Origin of the sequence: Mangrovihabitans endophyticus (genome assembly GCF_014646155.1) — a bacterium.
Taxonomy (GTDB): domain Bacteria; phylum Actinomycetota; class Actinomycetes; order Mycobacteriales; family Micromonosporaceae; genus Actinoplanes; species Actinoplanes endophyticus.
In genome coordinates this window covers 1-21,225 of record NZ_BMMX01000032.1, presented here as the reverse complement: position 1 = coordinate 21,225, position 21,225 = coordinate 1, and the positions used below count along the sequence as shown (strand labels likewise).

Here is a 21,225-nt window from a genome sequence, read left to right as displayed (position 1 = left end):
CCTCTCCCATGGTTCCGCTCACCCCTCGCCCTCGACGAACAACCGGCCGAGGTCGACCTCGGCCTTCATCTGGTCGACCGGCCCGGCGTAGCGGACCGTGCCGAGCACCAGCACGACGGCCCGGCCCGCCACGGCGAGTGCCTTGCGGACGTTCTGCTCGACGATCAGGGTGGTCAGGCCCTGCCCGGCCAGCGCGCGGACCTTCTCGTAGACCAGGTCGATCATCTTCGGCGACAGCCCGAGCGACGGCTCGTCGAGCAGGAGCACGCGTGGCCGGAGCATGATCACCTTCGCGATCGCCAGCATGGCCTGTTCGCCGCCGGACAGCGTGCCGGCCGGCTGCCGACGCCGGTCGGCGAGGACCGGCAGGAATTCGTAAGCCTGCGCGATCCGCTCCCGCACCATCGATGCGGACGACACGGTGAAAGCGCACATCCGCAGGTTCTCCTCGACCGTCAGCAAGGGGAACACCACCCGGCCCTGAGGAACGAGGCACATGCCTCGCCGGACCAACGCGTGCGCGGGTTCGCCGGCCACGTCCTCGCCGGCCAGCAGGGTCTCGCCGCGCCAGGTCCGCACCAGCCCGGCGACGGTTTTCAGGAATGTGCTCTTGCCCGACCCGTTGGGCCCGATGATCGTGGTGACCCCTCCGGCGGGCACGTCGACGTCGACGCCGTGCAGCGTCTCCAGCCGGCCGTAGCCGGAGACCAGGCCGCGGGTGCGGAGCATGACGTGGTCCAGCGCTTCATTCACCGAGGAACGCCTCCCTGACGTGCGGGTCGTCGAGCACCTCGCCGGGGGCGCCGCCGGCCATCACCCGGCCGGCGTTGAGCACGACCACCTGATCGCAGAGCCGGTGCAGCACGGGGATGTCGTGCTCGACCAGCAGCAGCGTCATGCCCCGCGTGCGCAGTGCCTTGAGCCGGTCCACGACCTCATCGGCGAGGCCGGGGTTGATGCCGGCCATCGGCTCGTCGAGCAGCAGCAACCGGGGGCCGAGCATCAAGACCTGGGCGATCTCCAGCAGTTTCTGCTGGCCGTAGGAGAGCCCGGCCGCCTCCCGGTGCGCGAGCCCGAGCAGCCCCATGACGTCGAGCAGCTCGACGGCGCGCGTCTCGCCCTCGCCTCCCCCTCCGGCTTTGCCCGCGGCCGGGCCGCCGCCCGGCCGGGCGCGGGCCGACCGCGCGAAGACCAGGAGGTTCTCGGCGACCGTCAGCGACGGAAAGACGCGCGTGAGCTGGAACGTACGGATCAGCCCGCGCCGGGCGACCGCGTGCGGCGCGAGCCCGTCCAGTGGCTCGCCCGCGAACGTCACCCGGCCGGCGTCGCAACGCTGGTAGCGGGTGATGACGTCGAACAGCGTGCTCTTGCCGGAGCCGTTCGGGCCGATCAGCCCGGTGATGCCGCCCTCGACGACGTCCAGTGACACATCGTGCAGCACCCGCAGGCCGCCGAACGACTTGGCGACGCCGCGCACCGACAGCAGGCTCTCTACCATCCGATCACGCTCCGCCAGCGCCGGGAGCCGCGCAGCGTCCCGAGGATGCCCGCGGGCAGGTACAGCATGAGCAGCACCAGGACGACGCCGTAGATGGCCAGGTCGATACCGGGACGTCCGCTCAGCGCCGTGGACAGGTATTGCGACAGCGGCACCAGCAGGATGGCGCCGACCGTTCCGCCGAGGTAGCTGTTCATGCCGCCCAGCACGGACATCAGCACGATCTGCACCGACAGCGTGATGGCAATCACCGAGCCCGGATCGATGAACAGGATGAACTGGGCGTAGAAGGTCCCGGCCGCCGCGGCCATCGCGGCACTGGTCGCGAACGCGAGCAGCTTGCGCGCGCTCACGTCGATGCCGCCGCGGGCCGCGGCGATCTCGTCGTCGCGGACCGCGATCAGCTCGAAGCCGAAACCGGAGCGCCGGATGCGGTACGCGACGACCAGTGTCACCAGCCACATCACCAGCGCCACGTAGTACAGAGCGGTGCGCGTCTCGAACTGGAAGTTGAGGGGATCGTCACCGGCGTAGGGCAACGGCACGCCCTGCGCTCCGCCGGTGAGGAAGCTGGCGCCGTTGGCGATCTCGTAGACGACCTGCCCGAGCGCCACGGTCACCAGGGCGAAGTAGTCCCCGCGGATGCCGAACCGGAAGCACGGCCACCCGATCAGGACGGCCAACCCGGCGGCCAGCGCCATCCCGGCGAGCATGCCCAGCCACGGGCTGACGTGCAGGTCCACGTAGAGCAGCGTGGACGTGTAGGCGCCGACCCCGACAAAGGCGGCGTGCCCGATCGAGTGCATCCCGCCGTATCCGCCGGCCACGGTCCAGCTCGTGCCGAGCGTCGCGTACCAGAAGATCAGCACGCCGATCTGAAGGTAGTAGAACGGCATGCCGGGAACGAGCGGCAGCAGCAGGGCCGCCGCGAGGACGGCGACCGCGGTCAGGCGAACCGGCCGGCCGGCCTCGGCGAGCCCGCGGCCCCGCAGCGGCGCCGCTGCGACATCGGCGTCGGCTGCCGCGGCCGCGGTGGGTGTGGGAGTGGCGGCGGTCATCACGCGACCCGGGCCGTGCGGCCGAACAGCCCGGAGGGGCGCGCGATCATGAGGACGATGAACAGCACGAAGATGAACGCGGTCGACATCTGCACATCGACCAGGGTGGCGAACACGCTCTGTCCGATGCCGATGATCAGCGCGGCCGTCGCGGCGCCGAAAACACTCCCGAGGCCCCCGAGGATCACCACGATGAAGGCCATCACACCGAAGGTGTCGCCGACGTCCGGCTGGATCGTGTAGATCGGCGCCATCAGGGCTGCGGCCACCCCGGTCAGTGCGGTGCCGACGGCAAACGCCAACGCGTAGACACGGCGTACGTCGATGCCGGCCAGCTCCGCGGAGTCCGGCTGCTGGGCGACGGCCCGGATCGCGGTGCCGATGCGGGTCCGGTGCAGGAAGACGTAGAGGAACCCGACCGCGAGCGCCGACCCGGCCGCCGCGATGACGCTGGCCAGCGTCATGCGCACGCCGGCCAGCGTGACCACCCGGTCGGCCATCGCGGTCGCGACCCCCAGGTGATCCGGCCCGAAGACGGCCAGGCACAGGTATTTCAATGCCATCCCCAGCCCGAACGTGATCAGCAGTTGGCTGGTGCGTTCCTTGCGGAGCACCCGGTCGATGAGGCCCCGATGGATCAGGTAGCCGATTCCGCCCATCACCAGCACCACCACCGGCAGGCTCCAGTAGGGGTCGGCGCCGGTCAGCGAGTAGAAGACGTAGACCCCGTACAGGGCGACGGTGAGCAGCGCGCCCTGCGCGAAGTTGATGATCTTGACGACGCCGAAGACCAGGTTGAGGCCGGCCGCGACGAGCGCGTAGATCGCGCCGAGCGCGATCCCGCCGGCCACGGCGGAGACAAGCTGCATGGGTCCTCCCGGGAACTGTTCGGGTGCCGTGGCGGGCTCTACCGCTGCGACCAGGTGGGCATCGGGTAGGACGGCTCGGCGACGGCCAGTTCCCGGGGCCACACCACCTTCAGGACCCCCGACTGCCACTGCATGATGTAGGACTTGGCCAGCGTGTTGTCCCCGTTCTCGCCGAACTTGGCGCCGAAGCCCTGCGGTGTGCCGCCGTCCGGGAGATCGGTCTTCTCGGCTGCGGCGCGGATCGAGTCGCCGGTGACGGCGCCGCTCCGCACGGCCCGCGGAAGCACGTCCTTGACCAGGACGTAAGCGCCGCCGAGCCCGTCACCGCAGTGCACCAGGCACTCGTGGCCGGCCGTGGCCTTGAACTCGGTACGCAGGTGGTCCAGCACCGCGCGGGCGTCCGGGTCCAGGTTCTCGCTGTTCATGTTCGCCACCGACGGGGCCTCGACGTCGTACACCCCCTCGACGCCCCGGGCGCCGAACTTCTGCAGGAACGTCGCGGAGCTGAAGCCTGCCGAACCGATGATCGCCTCGACCTCGAAGTTCTGGGTCCGGGCCGCCTGCCAGAACAGCGGGGTGGACGCCACCAACGGGGTGATCAGCAGCACGTCGGGGTGGGCCGCCTTGAGCCGCAGCACCGTGGGTGTCATGTCCGCCGAGGTCTCCGGGTACGCCTCGGTGGCCACGGGGGTGATGCCTTTGGCCGCGGCTGCCTTCACCACCGCGTCGGCGACGCTGGTGCCGAACGGCCCGTCCTCGTGCGCGACGGCCACCCGCAGTTCGTCCAACGGCTTGCCGATCTTGCCGGCCAGGTAGTTCTCCAGGAAGTCCAGGTCGGCCGTGGCGTAGGTGCCGGCGGCGCCGACCGTCCGCAGGAAGTACCGGTCACCGGCCGGCGCGACGTCCGGCGCGACCGCGCCGACCTCCCAGAGGACCACCTTGTTGCGCCGCGCGACCGGTGCGATGGCCTGGGCGATGCCCGATGCGTAGGAGCCGATGACGACCTGCACGCGGTTCTGGTCGATCATCCGCTGGGCGACGGTGGCGCCGACCCCGGGATTGCTCTGCGAGTCACCCTCGAAAATCTTGATCGTCGCGCCGCCGACCCCTCCGTGGTCGTTGGCCCACTCCAGCATCATCTTGGCCGCGTTGCTCTGGTCGGTGCCGAGCGCGGCCTGCGCACCGGTGGTGGGGAAGACGAGGCCGATGCGAACCTCGCCGGCTCCGGCCGCTCCGCCTGCGCCACAGCCGGCCACGGCGGACGTGGCGAGAAGGAGGGCGGTCAGTGCGCCGGCTGCTCTGGTGGTCGACAGGACACGAGTCGGTGTGGGCATCGGATCCTCCATGCGGGACGGGTGAGTCAGGACGCGGTCGCGCGCCCGGCGCGATAGCCGAGTGCCATCGCCACGCCGAGGGTCGCTCCCGGCCCGGGATAGCCCGCTGCGGTCCAGAAGGCCGCTGCGTTGCCCACGGCGTAGAGGCCGGGCACCGGGATGCCGCCCTCGCCCAGGACGCGGGCGTCGGCGTCGGTGACGGGACCGCCTTTGCTGCCCATCGTCGCGGCCCGGATCGGCACCCCGTGCAAGGGCGGTTCGTCGAGCGGACCGAGGCTGGGGTTGCCCGGCTGGTCCGGATCGCCGTAGTAGCGGTCGTACGGATCGTCGCCGCGGGCGAACTCGTCGTCCACGCCGCGGGCGCACGACTGGTTCCAGCGGCCGATCTGGGCGGCCAGCCCGGCGGGGTCGACACCCAGCCGGCGAGCCAACGCCTCGGCGGTGTCACCGGTCGTCACCCAGGACGGCACCGGGTCGCCCGCCGCCATGCCGGGAATCGCGTACCGGCGCCGGAAGCCCTCGTCGAAGACCAGGCAGGCACCCGGTCCGCGGTCCTGCAGTGCCTTGCCGAAACGGTGGTAAGGCGCCGCCTCGTCCGCGAATCGGTTGCCGGTCCGGTCCACGACGATCATCCGCGGCACTCCCCGCTCGCGGATCAGTGCCCGGTGGAAAGGCACCCCGTCGAGGTGTTCGCCGGGGATGCTCAGCGCCGGGGTCCACCATCCCTGCTCCAGGTTCTCCAGGCGGGCGCCCGCGGCGACGCAGAGGCCGAGCGCGTCTCCGGTGTTGCCCGGGGCCGCCGTGCTGACCTCCACGCCGGGCGGCAGGTAGCGGCGCCGGAGCCCGGGGTCCTGGTCGAAGCCGCCGGTGGCGAGCACGACGTGTTCGGCTCGGATCACGCGCGTCTCGCCGGCCTGCTCGACGGTCGCGGCCCACCTGGCGCCGTCCCGGCTCAGCTCGCTGAGCCGCAGTCCGGTACGCACGCCGGCGCCGGCGCGCAGCGCGCCGTCGAGCAGGGCGGCGACCAGGGCGACCCCGCCGGTGACGGTCCGGTCCAGGCGGCGGCGCTCAAGCAGGCTCCGGTCGTAACGGTGCGGCTGGCGCCAGCGCTCCCATTCGGCATGGCGCAACGGAAGATAGCCCGGTGGCATCCGGATCAGGTCGGCCACCGGGGTGACCGAGCGCAGGCTCAGCGGCTCCATGTCGAGACAGCGACCGCCGAGCGTCGCGCCGGACCGGCCGGGGTGGTAGTCGGGGTATCCGGGGCACGGGACGAAGACGTGCGGCGTGTGCGCCTCGACGAAGTCGGCCATCTCGGGCGCGCTGGTCAGGAACGCCTCGGTCATCTCCGCGCGTCCCGGGTCGAAGATCCCGGCCAGATAGCGACGGGCCGCCGCGCGGTCGGACACCGGATCGTCCTGGAACCGGTTCCCCGGCACCCAGACGCGCCCGCCGGACAGCGCGGAGGTCCCGCCGATGCTGGCGCACCGTTCCACGACGACGACCCGGCGGCCGAGCACCGCGGCGGTGAGCGCGGCGGCCAGGCCGGCCGCGCCGCTGCCGGCGACGAGGACGTCGGTCGTCCGGGCGGCTCCCCCGCAGGGGTCCGGCTCGGCGGAAACCATGTGACGCACCTCTCTTTCCTGGCCCGCCGAGGCTTGCACGCAATCGCGCCCTGCGCAAGAGCGTGCGTATCACGCAACGATTTGCTGGATGCCGTGCGACGCCGCGCGTATCGTCTGGGCGCATGTACGGCAGAGCGAACGCCTCCGGCGGCCCGGACGGCCCGTCATCGACCGGCCCATCATCGACCGGCCCGTCATCGACCGGCCCGTCATCAACCGGCGCGGCGCCGCCGGGCGGCCTGGTCAACGCCCTGGTGCACGGGCTGTCGATCCTCCAGATGTTCGACGACGATCATCAGGTCGTGACGGTGGCCCAGATCGCCCGGCAGATCGGGGTGCACCGCAGCAACGCGTCCCGGCTGGCTGCCACCCTGCACGCGCTCGGTTTCCTCACCCGTGCCGACGAGGCGGGGCAGTACCGGCTCGGCCCGCAGCTGATCCGCCTGGGCCGGCTCGCCGGCGCCGGGAACGACCTGAGCCGGCAGGCCGCCGGCCCGTTGCGCGCGCTCGTGCGGCTCACCGGCGAGACCGGTCACATCGGGATCCTGGACGGCACCGACGCGGTCACCAGCGTGGTCGTCGACGGCTGGCACACGGTGCGGATGCACAGCCGGCCGAACAAGCGTTCCCCGGCTCACAACAGCTCGATCGGCAAGGCGCTGCTGGCCGGTCTCGACGACACGGAGATCCGCCGCCGGTACCGGGGGCGCCGGTTGTCCGCGAAGACGCCGAACTCGATCACCTCTCTCGCGGGGCTGCTCCGCGAGGTGGAGCTGATCCGGGCGCGGGGTTACGCGGTCGACGACGAGGAGCTCGAAACGGGCCTGCGGTGCCTGGCGGCGCCGATCACCGACGCCGCCGGCACGGTGGTCGCAAGCCTGGGACTGTCCGGCCCGGCGTTGCGGATGACCGAGGCGGCGGTGGCCGACCTCGCCCCGCACGTGTGCGCCGCGGCGGCCGAGGCCACCCGCGCGATCGGCGGCCGGGCCGAGGCGATGCCACCCGCGGCGGCACCGGACGCCTCCGCGCCTTCGCGGCATGGCACAACCCCTGCGCCGGACGGCGGACACCGCTTCCCCGCAGCATCGCGCTGATGCGCAGAGCGCAACGCATTGCGCAAGAGAGATCGGTATGTCACCATCGCCGCCTGCTGGTCCCCGTGCCCGTCAGGAGCTCGCATGCCGACCGACCCGAGCGTCACCGGCCTGTTCATCGACGGCGTCTGGGAGCACGGGCGAGAACGCCTCGCCGTGCTGGACAAGTTCACCGGTGAGCGGGTGGCCGAGTTGTCCGTTCCGGGCCCCGACGAGGTGGACCGCGCCGTGGCCGGCGCGGCGGTGGCGGCGGGCCGGCCCTGGAGCGTCACCGCCCGGGCCGCCACCCTGCGCGGCGCGGTCGCACGGCTGGGCGCCCGCCGCGCCGAGATCGTCGCCGGCTACGTGGCCGAGACCGGGTTCACACCCGCCGACGCCGCCACCGAGCTGGATCGCACGCTGCAGATCTTCGAGCTCTGCGCGCAGGAGGCGGAACGGCTGACCGGCGAGCTGGTGCCGCTTGCCGGCGTACCCGGGCACGAACGCTCGCTGTGCTTCACGCAGCGGGTACCGGTCGGCGTGGTCGTCGCGGTGACCCCGTTCAACGCCCCGCTCAGCACCGTCGCCCACAAGATCGCGCCGGCGCTGGCCGCCGGCAACGCGGTGGTGCTGAAACCGGCCGAGCAGACTCCGCTGTGCGCCGTCGCCATGGTCGAGGCGCTGCACGCGGCCGGCGTCCCGGACGGGCGCATCCAACTGCTCTGCGGCCCCGGAGAGACCGTCGGCGACCGGGTGGTGCGTCACCCGGCGGTCGGGTACGTGACGTTCACCGGTTCCACCGCCGTCGGCCGGCACATCCGCGCCGTCTGCGGGCTCGCGCGCACCCAACTGGAGCTGGGCTCCAACAGCCCGACGTTGCTGTGGCGCGACGCCGATCTGGACCTGGCCCTGCCGTTGGTGGTCCGCGCGGGCTTCCGCAAGGCCGGCCAGGTCTGCACGTCGGTGCAGCGGCTGTTGGTGCACCGGGACCTTGCCGAGGAGGCGGCCGGCCGGCTCGCCGGCCTGGTGGGTGCGCTGCACCACGGGGACCCGCGCGATCCCGGCACCGACGTCGGGCCGGTGATCAGCGCGGAGAGCGGCGAGCGCGTCGCAGGGCTGCTGGCGGACGCCCGTTCCGCCGGGGCCCGGGTCCTGATCGGGGGACGGCAGTGCGGGTCCATGGTGGCGCCGGCCCTGCTGGCCGACCTGACCGGCGCGGCGCGGCTGGCCGTCGAGGAGGCGTTCGGCCCGCTGGTCGCCATGTCCACGGTCGACTCCTTCGAGGCGGCGGTCGCCGCCGCCAACCGCACCCGGTTCGGCCTGCAGGCCGGCGTGTTCTGCCGTGATCTGGACGTGGCCTTCGCCTTCGCCCGCGAGCTGCGCATGGGCGGGGTGATCATCAACGACACGTCCAGCTACCACCCGGATCCGATGCCGTACGGCGGGGTGAAGGACAGCGGGCAGGGAGTCGAGGGCCCGCGGTACAGCGTCCGGGACATGACCGACTCTCGTACCGTGGTGCTGCGGCTGCGTGACCCCGCGGGATGACGCGCCGCGCGTACCTGGTGACGGCCTCGGCGGATACCGGGTGGGTGTCTGCCTGACGCCGCCGGGCGGTGCACTGTGGACGCTGGAAGGGCGCTAGGCACCGGCCCCGGCCGGCGCGCGCTCGCGCTCGGTGTTCCCGCCCGGCTCCGCGCGGCGCGACGCCACCACGTCGGTGATCGCCGCCGCCAGCGCCACCAGCACGAAACCGATCGTCACCAGCAACGCCGTACGCAACGCCTGGCTCCAGTCGCCGCGGGTGCCGGCCAGCCGGGCGAAGAACACCGCGCCCGCCGCCGCGATGCCGATCGCCGTCCCGATGCGCTGTCCGGTCTGGAGCACCGCGCCGGCACTCCCGGCGCGGCGCACCGGCACCTGCGACAGGGTGAGCGTCTGGTTCGGGCTGATCACCAGGCCCGATCCCAGGCCCGCGACCAGCAGCGGCAGCGCCGCCGCCCAGCCCGCGGAGGGCCCGTCCACGGCGCCCAGCACCACGATCGTCGCGCCCAGCCCGGCCGCCACCGCCGCCAGCCCGGCCGCCACCAGCGGGCGCCCGAACCGCGCCACGATCCGCCCGCCCACCGCGGATGCGGCAGCCGAGCCGACCGCGAACGGGGTGACCGCCAGCCCGGCCTGCAGCGCGCTGTACTTCTCGCCGTTCTGCAGGAACAGCGTGTAGATGAAGAACAGGCTCGGGAAGCCCGCGAAGTACAGCAGGCCGATCAGGGTGCCCAGCCCGTACGAGCGAACCCGGAACAGACCCACGTCGATCAATGGCGTGCGGTCCCGGCCGTACCGGCGTTCCCAGGTCAGGAAGCCGGCCAGCACCGCCGCCGAGGCCACCACCAGCAGCCATTTCGCGTTGCCGTGCCATTCGCGTTCCTGCACCAGGGGCAGCAGCAACAACAGCACCCCGGCACCCAGCAGGGCCACCCCGACCGGGTCCAGGCTGCGCTGCCGGGCCGGTGCGCCGTCCGCGGCGGCGCGGGGCATCCAGCGCCACGCGAGCAGGATCGCCAGCACCCCGATCGGCACGTTGATGGAGAAGATCGCACGCCAGCCCTGCTCCGGGCCGAAGACCGCGATGAGCAGGCCGCCGAGCAGCGGGCCGACGGCGGTGGAGATGCCGATGGTGGCGCCCAGCATGCCGAACGGGCGTCCCCGCTCGGACGGTTCGAACAGTTGCTGGATCAGGCCGGACACCTGCGGGTTGACCACGCCGGCCGCGGCGCCCTGCACGAGCCGGGCAGCGACCAGCCACCCACCGCTTCCGGCCAGCCCGGCGGCGGCACTGGCCAGCGTGAACAGCGCCACGCCGGCGATGAACACCCCGCGCCGGCCGCGGGCGTCACCGAACCGGCCGGCGGGCACCAGCACCAGGCCGAAGGTGAGGGCGTACCCGGACAGCACCCACTGAATCTGGCCGGAACCCAGGTCGAGGTCGGCGCGGATGGACGGCAGGGCCACGTTGACGATGCTGACGTCGAGCAGGGTCATGAACCCTGCCACCAGCGCCACGCTGATCGCCCGCCAGCGGTTTTCATCACTCACGCCGCGGGGAAGTTCCCGCAGCCCGGCCGGGCAAACCGGGTGTGGCGCAGGGTACGCCGCCGCGCCCCGGACGCGGTTGCGCAGGCGGGGCGGGACGCGGTCCAGGCGGGGTCCCCGGCGGCCTAGGCTGGGACGGTGACGTCTTTCGTGATCGTCGGCGCCGGCTGGCGCGCCGAGATGTTCTGGCGGCTCGCCGCGGACCTGCCCGGCGTGCGGTGCCGGGGTGCCGTGGTGCGCACGCCGCGCGACCTGCCGGTGCCCACGTTCGGGTCGCTGGCGCAGGCGTGCGCGCAGGGTGCGCCCGACTTCGTGGTCACCGCGGTGCCGTGGGACGTCAACCCGGGCGTGGTCGTGGAAGCCGTCGAGCGGGGGCTGCCGGTGCTCGCCGAGACCCCGCCCGCCCCGGACGCCGAACGTCTGCGGGATCTGTGGGAGCGGGTGGGCGGTTCCGGTCGCGTGCAGGTGGCCGAGCAGTACCTGATGGTGCCGGCACACGCGGCCCGGCTCGCCGCCGTGCGGTCCGGGGTGGTCGGCGCGGTCACCCAGGTGCAGGTGTCCTCGACGCACCAGTACCACGCCGTGTCCCTGATCCGCGGCTTCCTCGACGCCGGACGCGGCCCGGTCACCGTCCGCGCGTCGCGCACCGTCGCTCCGCTGGTCGACCCGCTCACCCGCCACGGCTGGACCGGCGACGACCAGCCGAAACCGGCCACCACGACGATCGCCACCCTGGACTTCGGCGACGGCCGGTCCGGGCTGTACGACTTCACCGACAACCAGTGGCACAACCAGTTGCGGTTCCGCCGGATCCTGGTCCGCGGCACCCACGGCGAGGTGCGCGACGACGAGGTGGTGCGGCTGGTCGCCCCGCGGACCGTGGTGCGCACGCCGCTGGTGCGCCGGCAGACCGGGTACGACCTGGACCTGGACGGCTTCGAGACAGACACGATCACCCTCGGTGATCAGGTGTTGTTCCGCAACCCGTTTACCGGCCGGCGGTGGAACGACGAGGAGATCGCCATCGCCACGCTGCTGACCCGCACGGCGGCCTGGGTGCGCGGCGACGGGCCGCCGCCGTATCCGCTGGCGGACGGCGCGCAGGACCATCTGATCGCGCTGGCGGTGGAACAGGCGGCGGACACCGACCGGCCGGTCACCGTGACGGAGGCGGCCTGGGCGTGACGGCCCGGCGGCGGCCCGGCGGCGGCCCGGCGGCGGCTCAGTTCCGGCGTGCGGCGGCCGATAGGAACGCCACAACCAGAAGGCAGTGGGGAGTCGGCCGGGAGCGACCGGCCCGGTCCGGTGACGTTCGGGAGGTACACCACGGTGACCGCTGCGACGCGCCGGTACGCCGTGCTGCTCGGCGGCCTGACTCTGCTCTACCTGGTGGCGCTCGCCACCACCGTCACCGCCGGGGTGACACACCGGCTGCCGATCGACGCGGTGTCCGGTCCCGCCATGGTCCTGTTCGCCGCGGTGGCGCTGGCCGGGGCCGTGCTCGCCGCCCGGCACCGCGGCCTGGACCAGCGCACCCGCCGCGCGTGGGCGACCGCGGCGTGCAGTTTCGCCATGCTGCTCGCCACCCCGGTCATCTTCCTCATCACCGGCCCGGTGCCGTTCCCCTCCCCCGGCGACGGCACGCATCTCGCGTTCGGTCTGCTGCTGCTGGTGGCCGTGCAGCAGTTCCCGGTCGCCTCGGCCGCGCCGCGGGAACGCGCCAAGGCCGGCCTGGACGCCGCCACCGTCGTGGTCGGCGGGGCGATGCTGCTGTGGTACGCGGTGATCGGCCCGCACGTGCAGCAGACCCAGACGTCACCGGACGTGGTGGTGGCCGCCGGCGCGTACCCGGTGACCGACCTGGCGGTGCTGTTCGGCCTGGCGCGGGTGCTGCTGCGCGGCGCCGACCGGTCGGCCCGGCTGCCGTTGTGGCTGATCACCGCCGGGATGGTGGTGTTCTTCTGCGGCGACGCCTACCTGGGTATCGCCCAGGCGCAGACCGCCCAGGTGGAGCGCACGCCGTGGCAGTTCGCGTGCTGGCTCACCACGCACTTCCTGCTCGCCGCCGCCGCGGTGACCCAGTTGCGGCGAGCCGCCACACCCGGCAAGGAGGCCGGCGGGTTGCGGCGCAACCCGGCCACCCGGCTGCCGTACGCGGCGGTGGCCGTCGGGTACGCGCTGATGGTGCTGGCGGTGCTGCGCGACGGACGGTTCTACCCGTGGTCCGGGCTGGTCCTCGGCGCGATCGCGATCACCGCTCTGGTGGTGGCGCGTCAGGCCCTCACCCAGCGCGACACCGACGATCTGGCCGCCACCGATCCGCTGACCGGGCTGGCCAACCGGGCCCGGCTGCACGACGGCCTGGACCGGGCGCTGACCCGCGCCGCGCGCAACGGCGGCGGGGTGGCGGTGCTGCTGGTCGACATGAACGGCTTCAAACAGGTCAACGACACGCTGGGACACCACGCCGGGGACCGGCTGCTGGCGGAGTTCGCCCAGTTGATGCGGCGCAGCGTGCTCGGCTCGGACCTGGTGGCGCGGCTGGGCGGTGACGAGTTCGCGATCGTGCTGACCGAGGTGTCGGCCGAGGACGCCGCCGTGGCGGTCGCCCAGCGGCTGCAGCGGGCCATGGCGGAGCCGGTCGATCTGGGCGGCGTCTGGGTGCAGCCGTCGGCGGCCATCGGTGTGGCCGCCTCCGCCGGCGGGGTGCCGGGCGCGGACGAGCTGCTGCACCGCGCGGACGTGGCGATGTACCGGGCGAAACGGTCCGGCGCGTCGACCGCGTGCGCCACCTGGTCCGAGACGGTCAGGACAACGCAAGCCGGGTGATCTCGTCGGCGCATCCCCAGGACAGCGTCATGCCCGCCCCACCGTGGCCGTACGCGTGCACGACGGGTCCCCGGCGTTCCACCCGCGGCCCGCCGGTGCGGCACGGGCGCAGCCCGACGCGGTCGCCGAGCACCGGCAGCCCGGCCAGGGCCGGGACCAGCGCGACGCACCGGGCCACGATGGCGTCCCGCACGGCCGCCCGCACGGTGGTGTCCCACACGCCGGGCTCGAACGTGCCGCCCAGCACCACGTCGTGACCGCGCGGATGCACGTACGTGCCGGGGCCGTCGGTGACCCGCAGCGACTCGGTGAGGCCGGGGTCGGGCACCAGCGCGATCTGGCCGCGGGCCGGGTACACCGCCGGGTCGCCGCACAGCCGCCCGGCGGCCAGCCCGGTCGCGTTGACCACCACCGGCGCCTGCGTCAGCGCCTCGTCCAGCCGGGTCAGCCCGCGGCGCACGATCGGCACTCCGGCGGCCCGCACCCGGCCGGCGAGCCACGGCAGGTAGACGTCCATCTCCACACACGGCGCGACGAACCGCACCTCGGCGGGGCCGACCGTGACATCACCGGCGGCCGGCGCCCACCACGGCGTACCGGCCACCGGCCCCAGGTTGCGGGTGGGCCGCAGCCGCACCCCGGGCGTGCCGTCGGCGGCCTGCCGGGCGAATTCCCGGTACGTCGCGGTGGCCCAGCGCAGCACCCGCGGGTCGTAGTCGGTGCGGGTGGGGTACCAGACGGCGGCGGCCACCCAGGACACGGTGTGTTCGGGGCCGGCCGGCGACCAGAGGCGCACGTCGGCGCCGGCCTGGGCGAGCCGGGCCGCCGCGGTCAGCCCGATGATGCCGCCGCCGACCACCACGACGTCGGCCCTGCGGTGCACCGCCACGTCCGCCCGGCCGGTCATCGCCGGGCGCGCAGCACCATCATCGAGCGGTTGCCCACGTCGATGACGCCGCCGGCGCGGGCCACCCGCCGGCGTGCCGCCAGCAGCGGGTCGGAGGTGTCCACCACGGTGTCCCAGGCGCGTCCGTACTCGCGCGGCGGCAAGGTGAAGGTGCTGGTCTCGCCGAGCGGGTTGAACAGCACCAGGAACGAGTCGTCGATGATCGGCTCGCCGAGCGGGTCGCATTCCGGAATGCCGTGCCCGTTGAGGAACACCGTCATGGTCAGCGCGTCCGGGGACGTCCAGTCGTCCTTGGTCATCGGCTGGGCGTCCTGCCGCAACCACGCAATGTCGGTGATCTTGGAGCCGGCGGCCGGTTCGCCGCTGAAGAACCGGCGGCGCCGGAACACCGGATGTCTGGCGCGCAACGCGGTCAGCGACGCGGCGAACGTGGTGAGCACGTCGTGGTGCCGGGCGTCCACCCAGTCCACCCAGCTCAGCTCGTTGTCCTGGCAGTAGACGTTGTTGTTGCCGCGCTGGGTGCGGCCCAGCTCGTCGCCGTGCGCGATCATCGGCACGCCCTGGCTGAGCAGCAGCGTGGCCAGGAAGTTGCGCTTCTGGCGGTCCCGCAGGCCGTCGATGCGGGAGTCGTCGGCGGGGCCCTCCACGCCGCAGTTCCAGGACCGGTTGAAGCTCTCCCCGTCCCGGTTGCCCTCGCCGTTGGCCTCGTTGTGTTTCTCGTTGTACGACACCAGGTCGGTGAGCGTGAAGCCGTCATGCGCGGTGACGAAGTTGATCGAGGCGATGGGCCGGCGCCCGTCTATCTCGTACAGGTCGGCGGAGCCGGTGAAACGGGATGCGAACTCGCCGAGCGTGCCCGGCTCACCGCGCCAGAAGTCACGGATGGTGTCGCGGTATTTGCCGTTCCACTCGGTCCACAACGGCGGGAACCCGCCCACCTGGTAGCCGCCGTCGCCGACGTCCCACGGCTCGGCGATCAGTTTCACCTGGCTCACCACCGGATCCTGGTTGACCAGGTCGAAGAACGCGGCCAGCCGGTTCACCTCGTGGAACTCGCGGGCCAGCGCGGCGGCCAGGTCGAAGCGGAACCCGTCCACGTGCATCTCGGTGACCCAGTACCGCAACGAATCCATGATCAGCCGCAGCGACTCGTGGTGGCGCACGTTGAGGCTGTTGCCGGTGCCCGTGGTGTCGTAGTAGTACTGCCGGTCGGCGTCCACCAGGCGGTAGTAGGCCGGGTTGTCGATGCCCCGGAACGACAGCGTCGGGCCGAGGTGGTTGCCCTCCGCGGTGTGGTTGTAGACCACGTCCAGGATGACCTCGATGCCCGCCCGGTGCAGGGCCTTCACCATGGTCTTGAACTCCTGCACCACCGCGCCGTGACCGCCGAACGACGCGTACGCGTTGTGCGGGGCGAAGAACCCGATGGTGTTGTATCCCCAGTAGTTCGACAGTCCCCGCTCGACCAGCCCGCTGTCGTGCACGAACTGGTGCACCGGCATCAGCTCGACGGCCGTCACGCCGAGCTTCTTGAAGTGCCTGATCATCGCCGGGTGGGCCAGGCCGGAGTAGGTGCCGCGGACGTCGGCGGGCACGTCCGGGTGGGCGATGGTCATGCCCTTGACGTGCGCTTCGTAGATCACCGTCTCGTGGAACGGGATGCGCAGCGGCGTGTCGTTGGCCCAGTCGAAGTACGGGTTGATGACCACCGACCGCATCGCGTACGGGCCGGAGTCGGCGTCGTTGTACGAGTCCGGGTGACCGAACCGGTAGGAGAACAGCGCCTCGTTCCAGTCGTTGCGCCCGTCGATGGCCTTCGCGTACGGGTCCAGCAGCAGCTTGTTCGGGTTGCAGCGCACCCCGGACGCGGGCTCGTAGGCGCCGTGCACGCGGTAGCCGTACCGCTGTCCCGGGCCGACGCGGGGCAGATAGCCGTGCCACACCAGGGCTTCACGTTCGGGCAGATCGACGCGTGTCTCCACGCCCTCGTCGTCGAACAGGCACAACTCCACCCGATCGGCGACCTCGGAGAACAGGGCGAAGTTGGTGCCGCCGCCGTCGTAGGTCGCGCCGAGCGGGTACGGGTTGCCGGGCCAGATCTTCATGCGGCCCAGTTTCATCGTCATGCGGCCCAGTTTCCCGCGTCCGCGCGAGGCGAACCATGCCCCGCGCGGGCGGCGCCGCCCGTGTCACCGGTCGGCGCTCGCCGCGCCGACGCGACGGCGCCGGGGGCTCAGTGCCGGCGCAGCAGGCGTTGCGTGGCGACACCGGCCAGCGCCAGGGTGGCGATCAGCACCACCCACAGCACCGTCGAGTTGGTGCCCGGGATGCTGCTGGCGTTCGCCTTCGCGATGGCCAGCGCCGAGGTGTCCTGCTGGGCGGGCAGCGCCGCGGGGGCCAGCTTGTCGTAGCGGACCAGCCCGGTGCTCTCCAGGTATTTCATGTGGTTCAGCACGAAGTTGTTCGCCTGGTTGGCCAGTTCCCGGATGATCGGGTTGCGGGTGCCCGCGCGGACCGCCCCGATGACCGGGAAGATCTTGCCGTGTGCGGCGCGCAGCCGGTCCACGAAGATCTGGTCGAACCGGGCGCCGTTGGCCTTCTGCATCTCCGCGACCCAGCCCTGCTGCTGGGCGGTCGGGGTGGACGGGATCGACGCGCCGAGCTTGTTGGCGGCGTCCACGACGAGCTGGTCTAGCTGGATGTGCTCGTTGGCGATCTTCTGGCCGACTTCCCGCACCTTCGCCCGGCTGCCGCGCTCAGCGGCCATCTGGCCGGACGGGATCTCCCACAGTCCGGCCTGGCGCACACCGTTGAGCAACGTCATGTCGGCGGCGTTGAGGCTCGCGGGCACGCTGGGTGCGGCATACGCGGCGGACGGGGTGCAGATGGCCAGGACGGCCGTGACGACGGCGAACAGACGCAGCTTCATGACCGGACGTACGGACCACGGCCGCTAAGGGTTCACTGCTGCACGTAATTTTGAGACACCGGCTCATCCGCGGCGCCCATCCGTACGCGCCACTGCGTCCCGGTCAGCTCACCGCCCGCCGCCGCGATCGCGTTCAGCGTCGCCGCCAGCCCCGGCGGCTGCGGCGACGGCAACTGCGCCACCAGATCGCCGATCGCCGCGCGGCGGGCTCGCATCACCACGGCGACCAGCCGGCCGCCGTCCGGGCTGAGCGTGATCCAGGAGGCGCGCCGGTCGTCGGCACGCTCGTGCCGGCCGGCCAGCCCCTTGCGCACCAGGCGGTCGGACATCCGGGTGGCGGTCGACGACGTGACGCCCAGCTCCTGGGCGAGGTCGACCACCCGCTGCGGCCCGCGGGAGGCCAACAGCACGAGGGCGCGGAACTGCGACAGGGTGACGTCCTCGGCGATGCCACTGAGCGAGCGGGCCGCCACGCCCACCAGGACCCGGCTCATCGCGAGCAGGGCGTCGGTGACCTCGTCGTCGGCGTTCGTCATCGGTCCACTGTGACATACCGGTCGTCATGAAATTGTCATGACTCCGCGGGACGCCCGCCATCTGCGGCGAGGAACGTGGACTACGCCGTCACCCCTCCCCCCGTCCCCGTGGACCGGGTGCGGCCGAACCGATAGTGCGGGGCGGGAACCTGCCGGCGAGCGGGTTCCCGCCCCGCTTCGTACGCCGGGGCCGGGCCGCAAGTCAGACCGGCAGTCGGCTCAGACCGGCAGTCGGCTCAGACCGGCAGTCGGCTCAGACCGGCAGCAGCCGGTTGCAGACGTCGAAGACGCCCGGGATCGCCCACGCCTGGCGGGCCGCCGCGGCGCGGAGCTCGGGCGAGCCCACCCGGCCCTTGAGGATCACCACCCGGTTCTGCACCGAGATGGTGACGTGGCCGCCGCGCAGCTCCGGGTCGTCCACGAAACGGTCGGCCACCCGCCGGGCGAGCAACTCGTCCACGGGGTTGTCGTAGAAGTCCACCGCGTCAGCCCCCCTCGCCGTGCAGCCAGTCGAGGGCCGCCGCGCAGTCGTCGAACACCGGGAACACGCCGTCCACCTTCATCGTGTGCAGCACCGTCAGGACGAACCGCGACGGCCCGCTCAGGCACACCCAGGCGCCGCGCTGGCGGGCGCGGCGATGCGCGCGGACCAGGGTCGCCAGGCCGTCCGGCGCGAGCGTGTCCACACCGGCCATGTCGAGCACCACGTGACCGCGCCGGTCGACCGCATCGGTGAGGGTGTCGCGCAGCACGGCGGCGACGCCCGCATCGATGTCCGTGCGAACGTGCACCACCGCGGCGTCCGGCCGGTCATCCACCTGCACCGGGGCCACCGTGCTCATCCCGCGGCGACCGGGTTCTCCGCCGCCACCTGGCTGTCCGCGGCGACGCGGCGGGGCGCGACCGCGTCCGGGGGGCTCTGCGGCTCCGCCGGGCAGGCGGGCGGGTCCTCGACCGCCAGGACCTGGTCGACACGCGCCAGGCGCAGCGTGCGCCGCACCCGCTGGCTCGGACCCCGCAGGGTGAGCGTGCCACCCGCGCGCACCATCTGGCGGTGGGTGCGCAGCAGCATGACGATGGCGGCGGCGTCCACCATCGGGCAGTCGGTCAGATCGGCGATCAGGCGGCGCGGGCCCGTCAGAGCCGCATCGGCGAGGGTCCGCCCCCAGCGGTCCACCGCGTCCGCAGCCAACGGCCCGGTCACGACGACGACAATCTCCGGCAACATGACCTTCAGACTGGTGGGGGCATGTGGCGATGGCTCCCCGGCGACATGACGGTTGCGTGACAGTCGCGGCCGTACCCGGTCCGGAATTCGCCCGATCCGGCGGGGACCGGCCAGAATGCAAGCGTGTCTGCCGTACTGGTGATCGAGGATGACGACCGCATCCGCCTGTCTCTCGTGCTCGCGCTGGAGGATGAGGGGTATGCCGCGGTGGGCGCGGCGACCGCGGAGGAGGGCCTGTCGGTGCAGCGCACCCGGCCCGCCGACACGGTCCTGGTGGATCTGATGCTGCCCGGGCTGGACGGGTTCGAGTGCATCCGGCAGCTACGCCGCACCGACGACGTGCCGGTGGTGGTGATCAGCGCCCGGGACGACACCGCGGACATCGTCGAGGCGCTGGAGGCCGGCGCCGACGACTACCTGGTGAAGCCGGTGGCCATCCAGGAGCTGACCGCGCGGCTGCGGGCGCTGCGCCGGCGGGCCCGCACGGTCGCCGACCCGCAGGAGGTGCCGGCGCTGCGCTTCGGCGAGTTGGAGATCTCCCCGGAGGCCGGGGAGGTGCGGCTGCGGGGCGCCACCGTCGCGGTCACCCGCACCGAGTTCCAGCTTCTGTGCGAACTGGCCGAGCACGCCGGCCGGGTGTTGTCGCGCCAGCAGCTACTGCAGCGGGTGTGGCAGTACGACGGCGGCGACGAACGGCTGGTCGACGTGCATGTGGGACGGCTGCGGCAGAAGATCGAGGACGACTCCGGCACGCCCCGTCGCCTGGTGACGGTCCGGGGCCTGGGCTACAAGCTGCAGCGATGAGACGGGCCGGGCTGCGGGTACGGGTGATCGCCGGGTTCGCCGGCGGGGCGCTCGCGTTGTCCGCCACGATGGCGCTGGTGTCGTACCAGATCACCCGGCAGTCGCTGCTGGCCGAGCGGGAACGCACCGCGGAACGCGCGGCGGTCTACGACGCGTCGGTGGTGCGCGCCGGCCTGAAGGCCAGCCAGCCGGACATCGTCGGGGTGCTGCGCTCGCTGGACACCGGGGAGAACCGGCGGGCGGTGCTGCGGCTGGACGGCGAGTGGTACGCGCGCAGCGCCGACCCGGGGCTCACCGACGCGATCACGCCCGCCCTGCAGGACCGCGCCGTCTCCGGGGAGGCGGCGGTGCAGCGGCTGCGCACCGGCGGGCACACGGCGATGGTCCTGGCGGTGCCGATCTCGCCGACCGCGATCCTGTACGAGGTGGACTCGCTGCAGGAACTGGAGCACACCTTGCGGGTGCTCACCCTGGTGCTCACGTTCGTGGCGATCAGCACGGCGGCGGCCGGCGCGGTGCTGGGATGGTATTCCACCGGCTATGTGCTGCGGCCGCTCACCCAGGTCGCGAAGGCGGCCCAGGAGATCGCGGCGGGGGCGTCCCAGGCCCGGCTGAACCCGGCCACCGAACCCGACCTGGCCCGGCTCACCTCATCGTTCAACGACATGGTGGACGAGTTGTCCGCCCGCAATGAGCGGGACCGGCGGTTCGCCGCCGACGTCAGCCACGAGCTGCGGTCGCCGTTGCAGACACTGGCCGCGGCGGCGAGCGTGCTGACCCGGCGGCGGGACCGGCTGGACGAGCGCACGGCCACCGCGGCCGGGCTGGTCGCCGACGAGGTGGAACGGTTCCAGGGCCTGGCCAACGACCTGATCGAGCTGGCCCGCAGCGACCGCCCGGCGGACCGCGTCGCGGTGGACGTGCTGGACCTGGCGCGGCAGGAGTGCCGGGCGCGGAAGGTGCCCCAGCACATCGTCACGGCCACCGGCCCGCAGGTGTGGACGGTGGACCGCCGCCGGCTGGCGCAGTTGCTGGGCAACCTGCTGGACAACGCGGACGCGTACGGCGGAGGGCCGACCGCGGTGCGGCTGCGCGCCGACCGCGGCTGGGGGATCGTCGAGGTGGACGACGAGGGGCCCGGAGTCAGCCCGGACGACAAGCCGGTGATCTTCGACCGGTTCGTCCGGGGCCGGTCGGCGACCGCCCGCGCGGACGGCGCCGGCACCGGCCTGGGCCTGGCCCTGGTGGCGCAGCACGCGAACGCGCACGGCGGCACGGCGTGCGTGCTGGACCGGCCGGGCGGCGGCGCCCGCTTCCGGGTGGAACTGGCGGCCGTGACACCGGTCGACCCGCCCCGGCCGGACCCGCTGCCCGACGCCGCCCCCGGCGGTGTGGCCGGCCCCGGCGGCACGGGCCCCGGCGGCACGGGCCCCGGCGATGGG

General features: G+C 72.9%; 20 protein-coding genes. 6 read left to right on the top strand and 14 right to left on the bottom strand.

Annotation, left to right across the window (positions count from 1 at the left end; all coding sequences use genetic code 11):
- Positions 1-18: 18 nt before the first annotated feature.
- The 6 genes from IEY73_RS25015 to IEY73_RS24990 are packed head-to-tail and all read right to left on the bottom strand — an operon-like array spanning position 19 to position 6,384.
- Positions 19-753, bottom strand: a complete 735-nt coding sequence (locus tag IEY73_RS25015) for an ABC transporter ATP-binding protein (RefSeq protein ID WP_229716130.1) — start codon at positions 751-753, stop codon at positions 19-21.
- Positions 746-1,498 carry an ABC transporter ATP-binding protein gene (locus tag IEY73_RS25010; RefSeq protein WP_189081791.1) on the bottom strand — a complete coding sequence of 251 codons (753 nt, stop codon included), beginning with the start codon at positions 1,496-1,498 and terminating at the stop codon, positions 746-748. The genes IEY73_RS25015 and IEY73_RS25010 overlap by 8 nt, the downstream gene beginning before the upstream one ends.
- Positions 1,492-2,556 (bottom strand): branched-chain amino acid ABC transporter permease, encoded by a 1,065-nt coding sequence (locus IEY73_RS25005; protein WP_189081760.1) that lies wholly within the window; start codon positions 2,554-2,556, stop codon positions 1,492-1,494. Before IEY73_RS25005 ends, IEY73_RS25010 begins: the two co-directional genes overlap by 7 nt.
- Positions 2,556-3,425, bottom strand: coding sequence for a branched-chain amino acid ABC transporter permease (locus tag IEY73_RS25000; RefSeq protein ID WP_189081759.1), 870 nt, complete (start codon positions 3,423-3,425; stop codon positions 2,556-2,558). The genes IEY73_RS25005 and IEY73_RS25000 overlap by 1 nt, the downstream gene beginning before the upstream one ends.
- 38 nt (positions 3,426-3,463) lie before the next feature.
- Entirely contained in the window at positions 3,464-4,759 is a 1,296-nt protein-coding gene (locus IEY73_RS24995; protein WP_189081758.1) for an ABC transporter substrate-binding protein, read from the bottom strand.
- A 26-nt stretch (positions 4,760-4,785) separates the two neighbouring features.
- The gene (locus IEY73_RS24990; RefSeq protein WP_189081757.1) at positions 4,786-6,384 is read right to left on the bottom strand and encodes an FAD-dependent oxidoreductase; all 1,599 of its coding nucleotides are present in this window, start codon (positions 6,382-6,384) and stop codon (positions 4,786-4,788) included.
- 122 nt (positions 6,385-6,506) lie between these two features.
- Here IEY73_RS24990 and IEY73_RS24985 point away from each other — a divergent pair, with 122 nt between their 5' ends.
- A complete protein-coding gene (locus IEY73_RS24985; protein ID WP_189081756.1) occupies positions 6,507-7,478 on the top strand; it encodes an IclR family transcriptional regulator in 972 nt (323 codons plus the stop codon).
- A gap of 84 nt (positions 7,479-7,562) precedes the next feature.
- Positions 7,563-9,005, top strand: a complete 1,443-nt coding sequence (locus IEY73_RS24980; RefSeq protein WP_189081755.1) for an aldehyde dehydrogenase family protein — start codon at positions 7,563-7,565, stop codon at positions 9,003-9,005.
- A 93-nt stretch (positions 9,006-9,098) separates the two neighbouring features.
- Here the strand turns inward: IEY73_RS24980 and IEY73_RS24975 are convergent, their stop codons facing one another.
- On the bottom strand, positions 9,099-10,553 hold the full coding sequence (locus tag IEY73_RS24975) for an MFS transporter (protein ID WP_268240485.1): 1,455 nt from the start codon (positions 10,551-10,553) through the stop codon (positions 9,099-9,101).
- Between the two features lie 135 nt (positions 10,554-10,688).
- Between IEY73_RS24975 and IEY73_RS24970 the strand changes: the two genes are divergently transcribed.
- Positions 10,689-11,735, top strand: coding sequence for a Gfo/Idh/MocA family protein (locus IEY73_RS24970; protein ID WP_229716129.1), 1,047 nt, complete (start codon positions 10,689-10,691; stop codon positions 11,733-11,735).
- Between the two features lie 144 nt (positions 11,736-11,879).
- Entirely contained in the window at positions 11,880-13,379 is a 1,500-nt protein-coding gene (locus IEY73_RS24965) for a GGDEF domain-containing protein (protein ID WP_189081754.1), read from the top strand.
- Here IEY73_RS24965 and IEY73_RS24960 read toward each other — a convergent pair.
- The 7 genes from IEY73_RS24960 to IEY73_RS24930 form a co-directional block, all read right to left on the bottom strand.
- Positions 13,357-14,286 (bottom strand): FAD-dependent oxidoreductase, encoded by a 930-nt coding sequence (locus tag IEY73_RS24960; RefSeq protein ID WP_189081753.1) that lies wholly within the window; start codon positions 14,284-14,286, stop codon positions 13,357-13,359. The genes IEY73_RS24965 and IEY73_RS24960 overlap by 23 nt on opposite strands.
- Positions 14,283-16,391 (bottom strand): glycogen debranching protein GlgX, encoded by a 2,109-nt coding sequence (glgX, locus tag IEY73_RS24955; protein ID WP_189081788.1) that lies wholly within the window; start codon positions 16,389-16,391, stop codon positions 14,283-14,285. Before glgX ends, IEY73_RS24960 begins: the two co-directional genes overlap by 4 nt.
- A 128-nt stretch (positions 16,392-16,519) precedes the next feature.
- Positions 16,520-17,215 carry a DUF4142 domain-containing protein gene (locus IEY73_RS24950; RefSeq protein WP_189081752.1) on the bottom strand — a complete coding sequence of 232 codons (696 nt, stop codon included), beginning with the start codon at positions 17,213-17,215 and terminating at the stop codon, positions 16,520-16,522.
- A gap of 32 nt (positions 17,216-17,247) precedes the next feature.
- Positions 17,248-17,751 (bottom strand): MarR family winged helix-turn-helix transcriptional regulator, encoded by a 504-nt coding sequence (locus IEY73_RS24945; protein ID WP_189081751.1) that lies wholly within the window; start codon positions 17,749-17,751, stop codon positions 17,248-17,250.
- A gap of 253 nt (positions 17,752-18,004) precedes the next feature.
- Positions 18,005-18,232: a BON domain-containing protein gene (locus tag IEY73_RS24940; RefSeq protein ID WP_189081750.1), complete on the bottom strand. Its 228-nt coding sequence runs from the start codon at positions 18,230-18,232 to the stop codon at positions 18,005-18,007.
- A 4-nt stretch (positions 18,233-18,236) separates the two neighbouring features.
- Entirely contained in the window at positions 18,237-18,575 is a 339-nt protein-coding gene (locus tag IEY73_RS24935; protein WP_229716128.1) for an STAS domain-containing protein, read from the bottom strand.
- 14 nt (positions 18,576-18,589) lie between these two features.
- On the bottom strand, positions 18,590-18,979 hold the full coding sequence (locus tag IEY73_RS24930) for an STAS domain-containing protein (protein ID WP_189081748.1): 390 nt from the start codon (positions 18,977-18,979) through the stop codon (positions 18,590-18,592).
- A gap of 123 nt (positions 18,980-19,102) precedes the next feature.
- Here IEY73_RS24930 and IEY73_RS24925 point away from each other — a divergent pair, with 123 nt between their 5' ends.
- Positions 19,103-19,783 (top strand): response regulator transcription factor, encoded by a 681-nt coding sequence (locus IEY73_RS24925; RefSeq protein ID WP_189081747.1) that lies wholly within the window; start codon positions 19,103-19,105, stop codon positions 19,781-19,783.
- Positions 19,780-21,225 (top strand): sensor histidine kinase (locus tag IEY73_RS24920; protein ID WP_189081746.1); only part of this gene is annotated, 1,446 nt, incomplete at its 3' end. The genes IEY73_RS24925 and IEY73_RS24920, both read left to right, overlap by 4 nt.

What these genes read in the sequence shown, in the direction of transcription:
- IEY73_RS25010 (WP_189081791.1), bottom strand. Translation starts at nt 1,498, where the DNA reads ATGGTAGAGAGCCTGCTGTCGGTGCGCGGCGTCGCCAAGTCGTTCGGC.
- IEY73_RS25005 (WP_189081760.1), bottom strand. Translation starts at nt 2,556, where the DNA reads ATGACCGCCGCCACTCCCACACCCACCGCGGCCGCGGCAGCCGACGCC.
- IEY73_RS25000 (WP_189081759.1), bottom strand. Translation starts at nt 3,425, where the DNA reads ATGCAGCTTGTCTCCGCCGTGGCCGGCGGGATCGCGCTCGGCGCGATC.
- IEY73_RS24995 (WP_189081758.1), bottom strand. Translation starts at nt 4,759, where the DNA reads ATGCCCACACCGACTCGTGTCCTGTCGACCACCAGAGCAGCCGGCGCA.
- IEY73_RS24990 (WP_189081757.1), bottom strand. Translation starts at nt 6,384, where the DNA reads ATGGTTTCCGCCGAGCCGGACCCCTGCGGGGGAGCCGCCCGGACGACC.
- IEY73_RS24985 (WP_189081756.1), top strand. Translation starts at nt 6,507, where the DNA reads ATGTACGGCAGAGCGAACGCCTCCGGCGGCCCGGACGGCCCGTCATCG.
- IEY73_RS24980 (WP_189081755.1), top strand. Translation starts at nt 7,563, where the DNA reads ATGCCGACCGACCCGAGCGTCACCGGCCTGTTCATCGACGGCGTCTGG.
- IEY73_RS24960 (WP_189081753.1), bottom strand. Translation starts at nt 14,286, where the DNA reads ATGACCGGCCGGGCGGACGTGGCGGTGCACCGCAGGGCCGACGTCGTG.
- glgX (WP_189081788.1), bottom strand. Translation starts at nt 16,391, where the DNA reads ATGAAGATCTGGCCCGGCAACCCGTACCCGCTCGGCGCGACCTACGAC.
- IEY73_RS24950 (WP_189081752.1), bottom strand. Translation starts at nt 17,215, where the DNA reads ATGAAGCTGCGTCTGTTCGCCGTCGTCACGGCCGTCCTGGCCATCTGC.
- IEY73_RS24945 (WP_189081751.1), bottom strand. Translation starts at nt 17,751, where the DNA reads ATGACGAACGCCGACGACGAGGTCACCGACGCCCTGCTCGCGATGAGC.
- IEY73_RS24930 (WP_189081748.1), bottom strand. Translation starts at nt 18,979, where the DNA reads ATGTTGCCGGAGATTGTCGTCGTCGTGACCGGGCCGTTGGCTGCGGAC.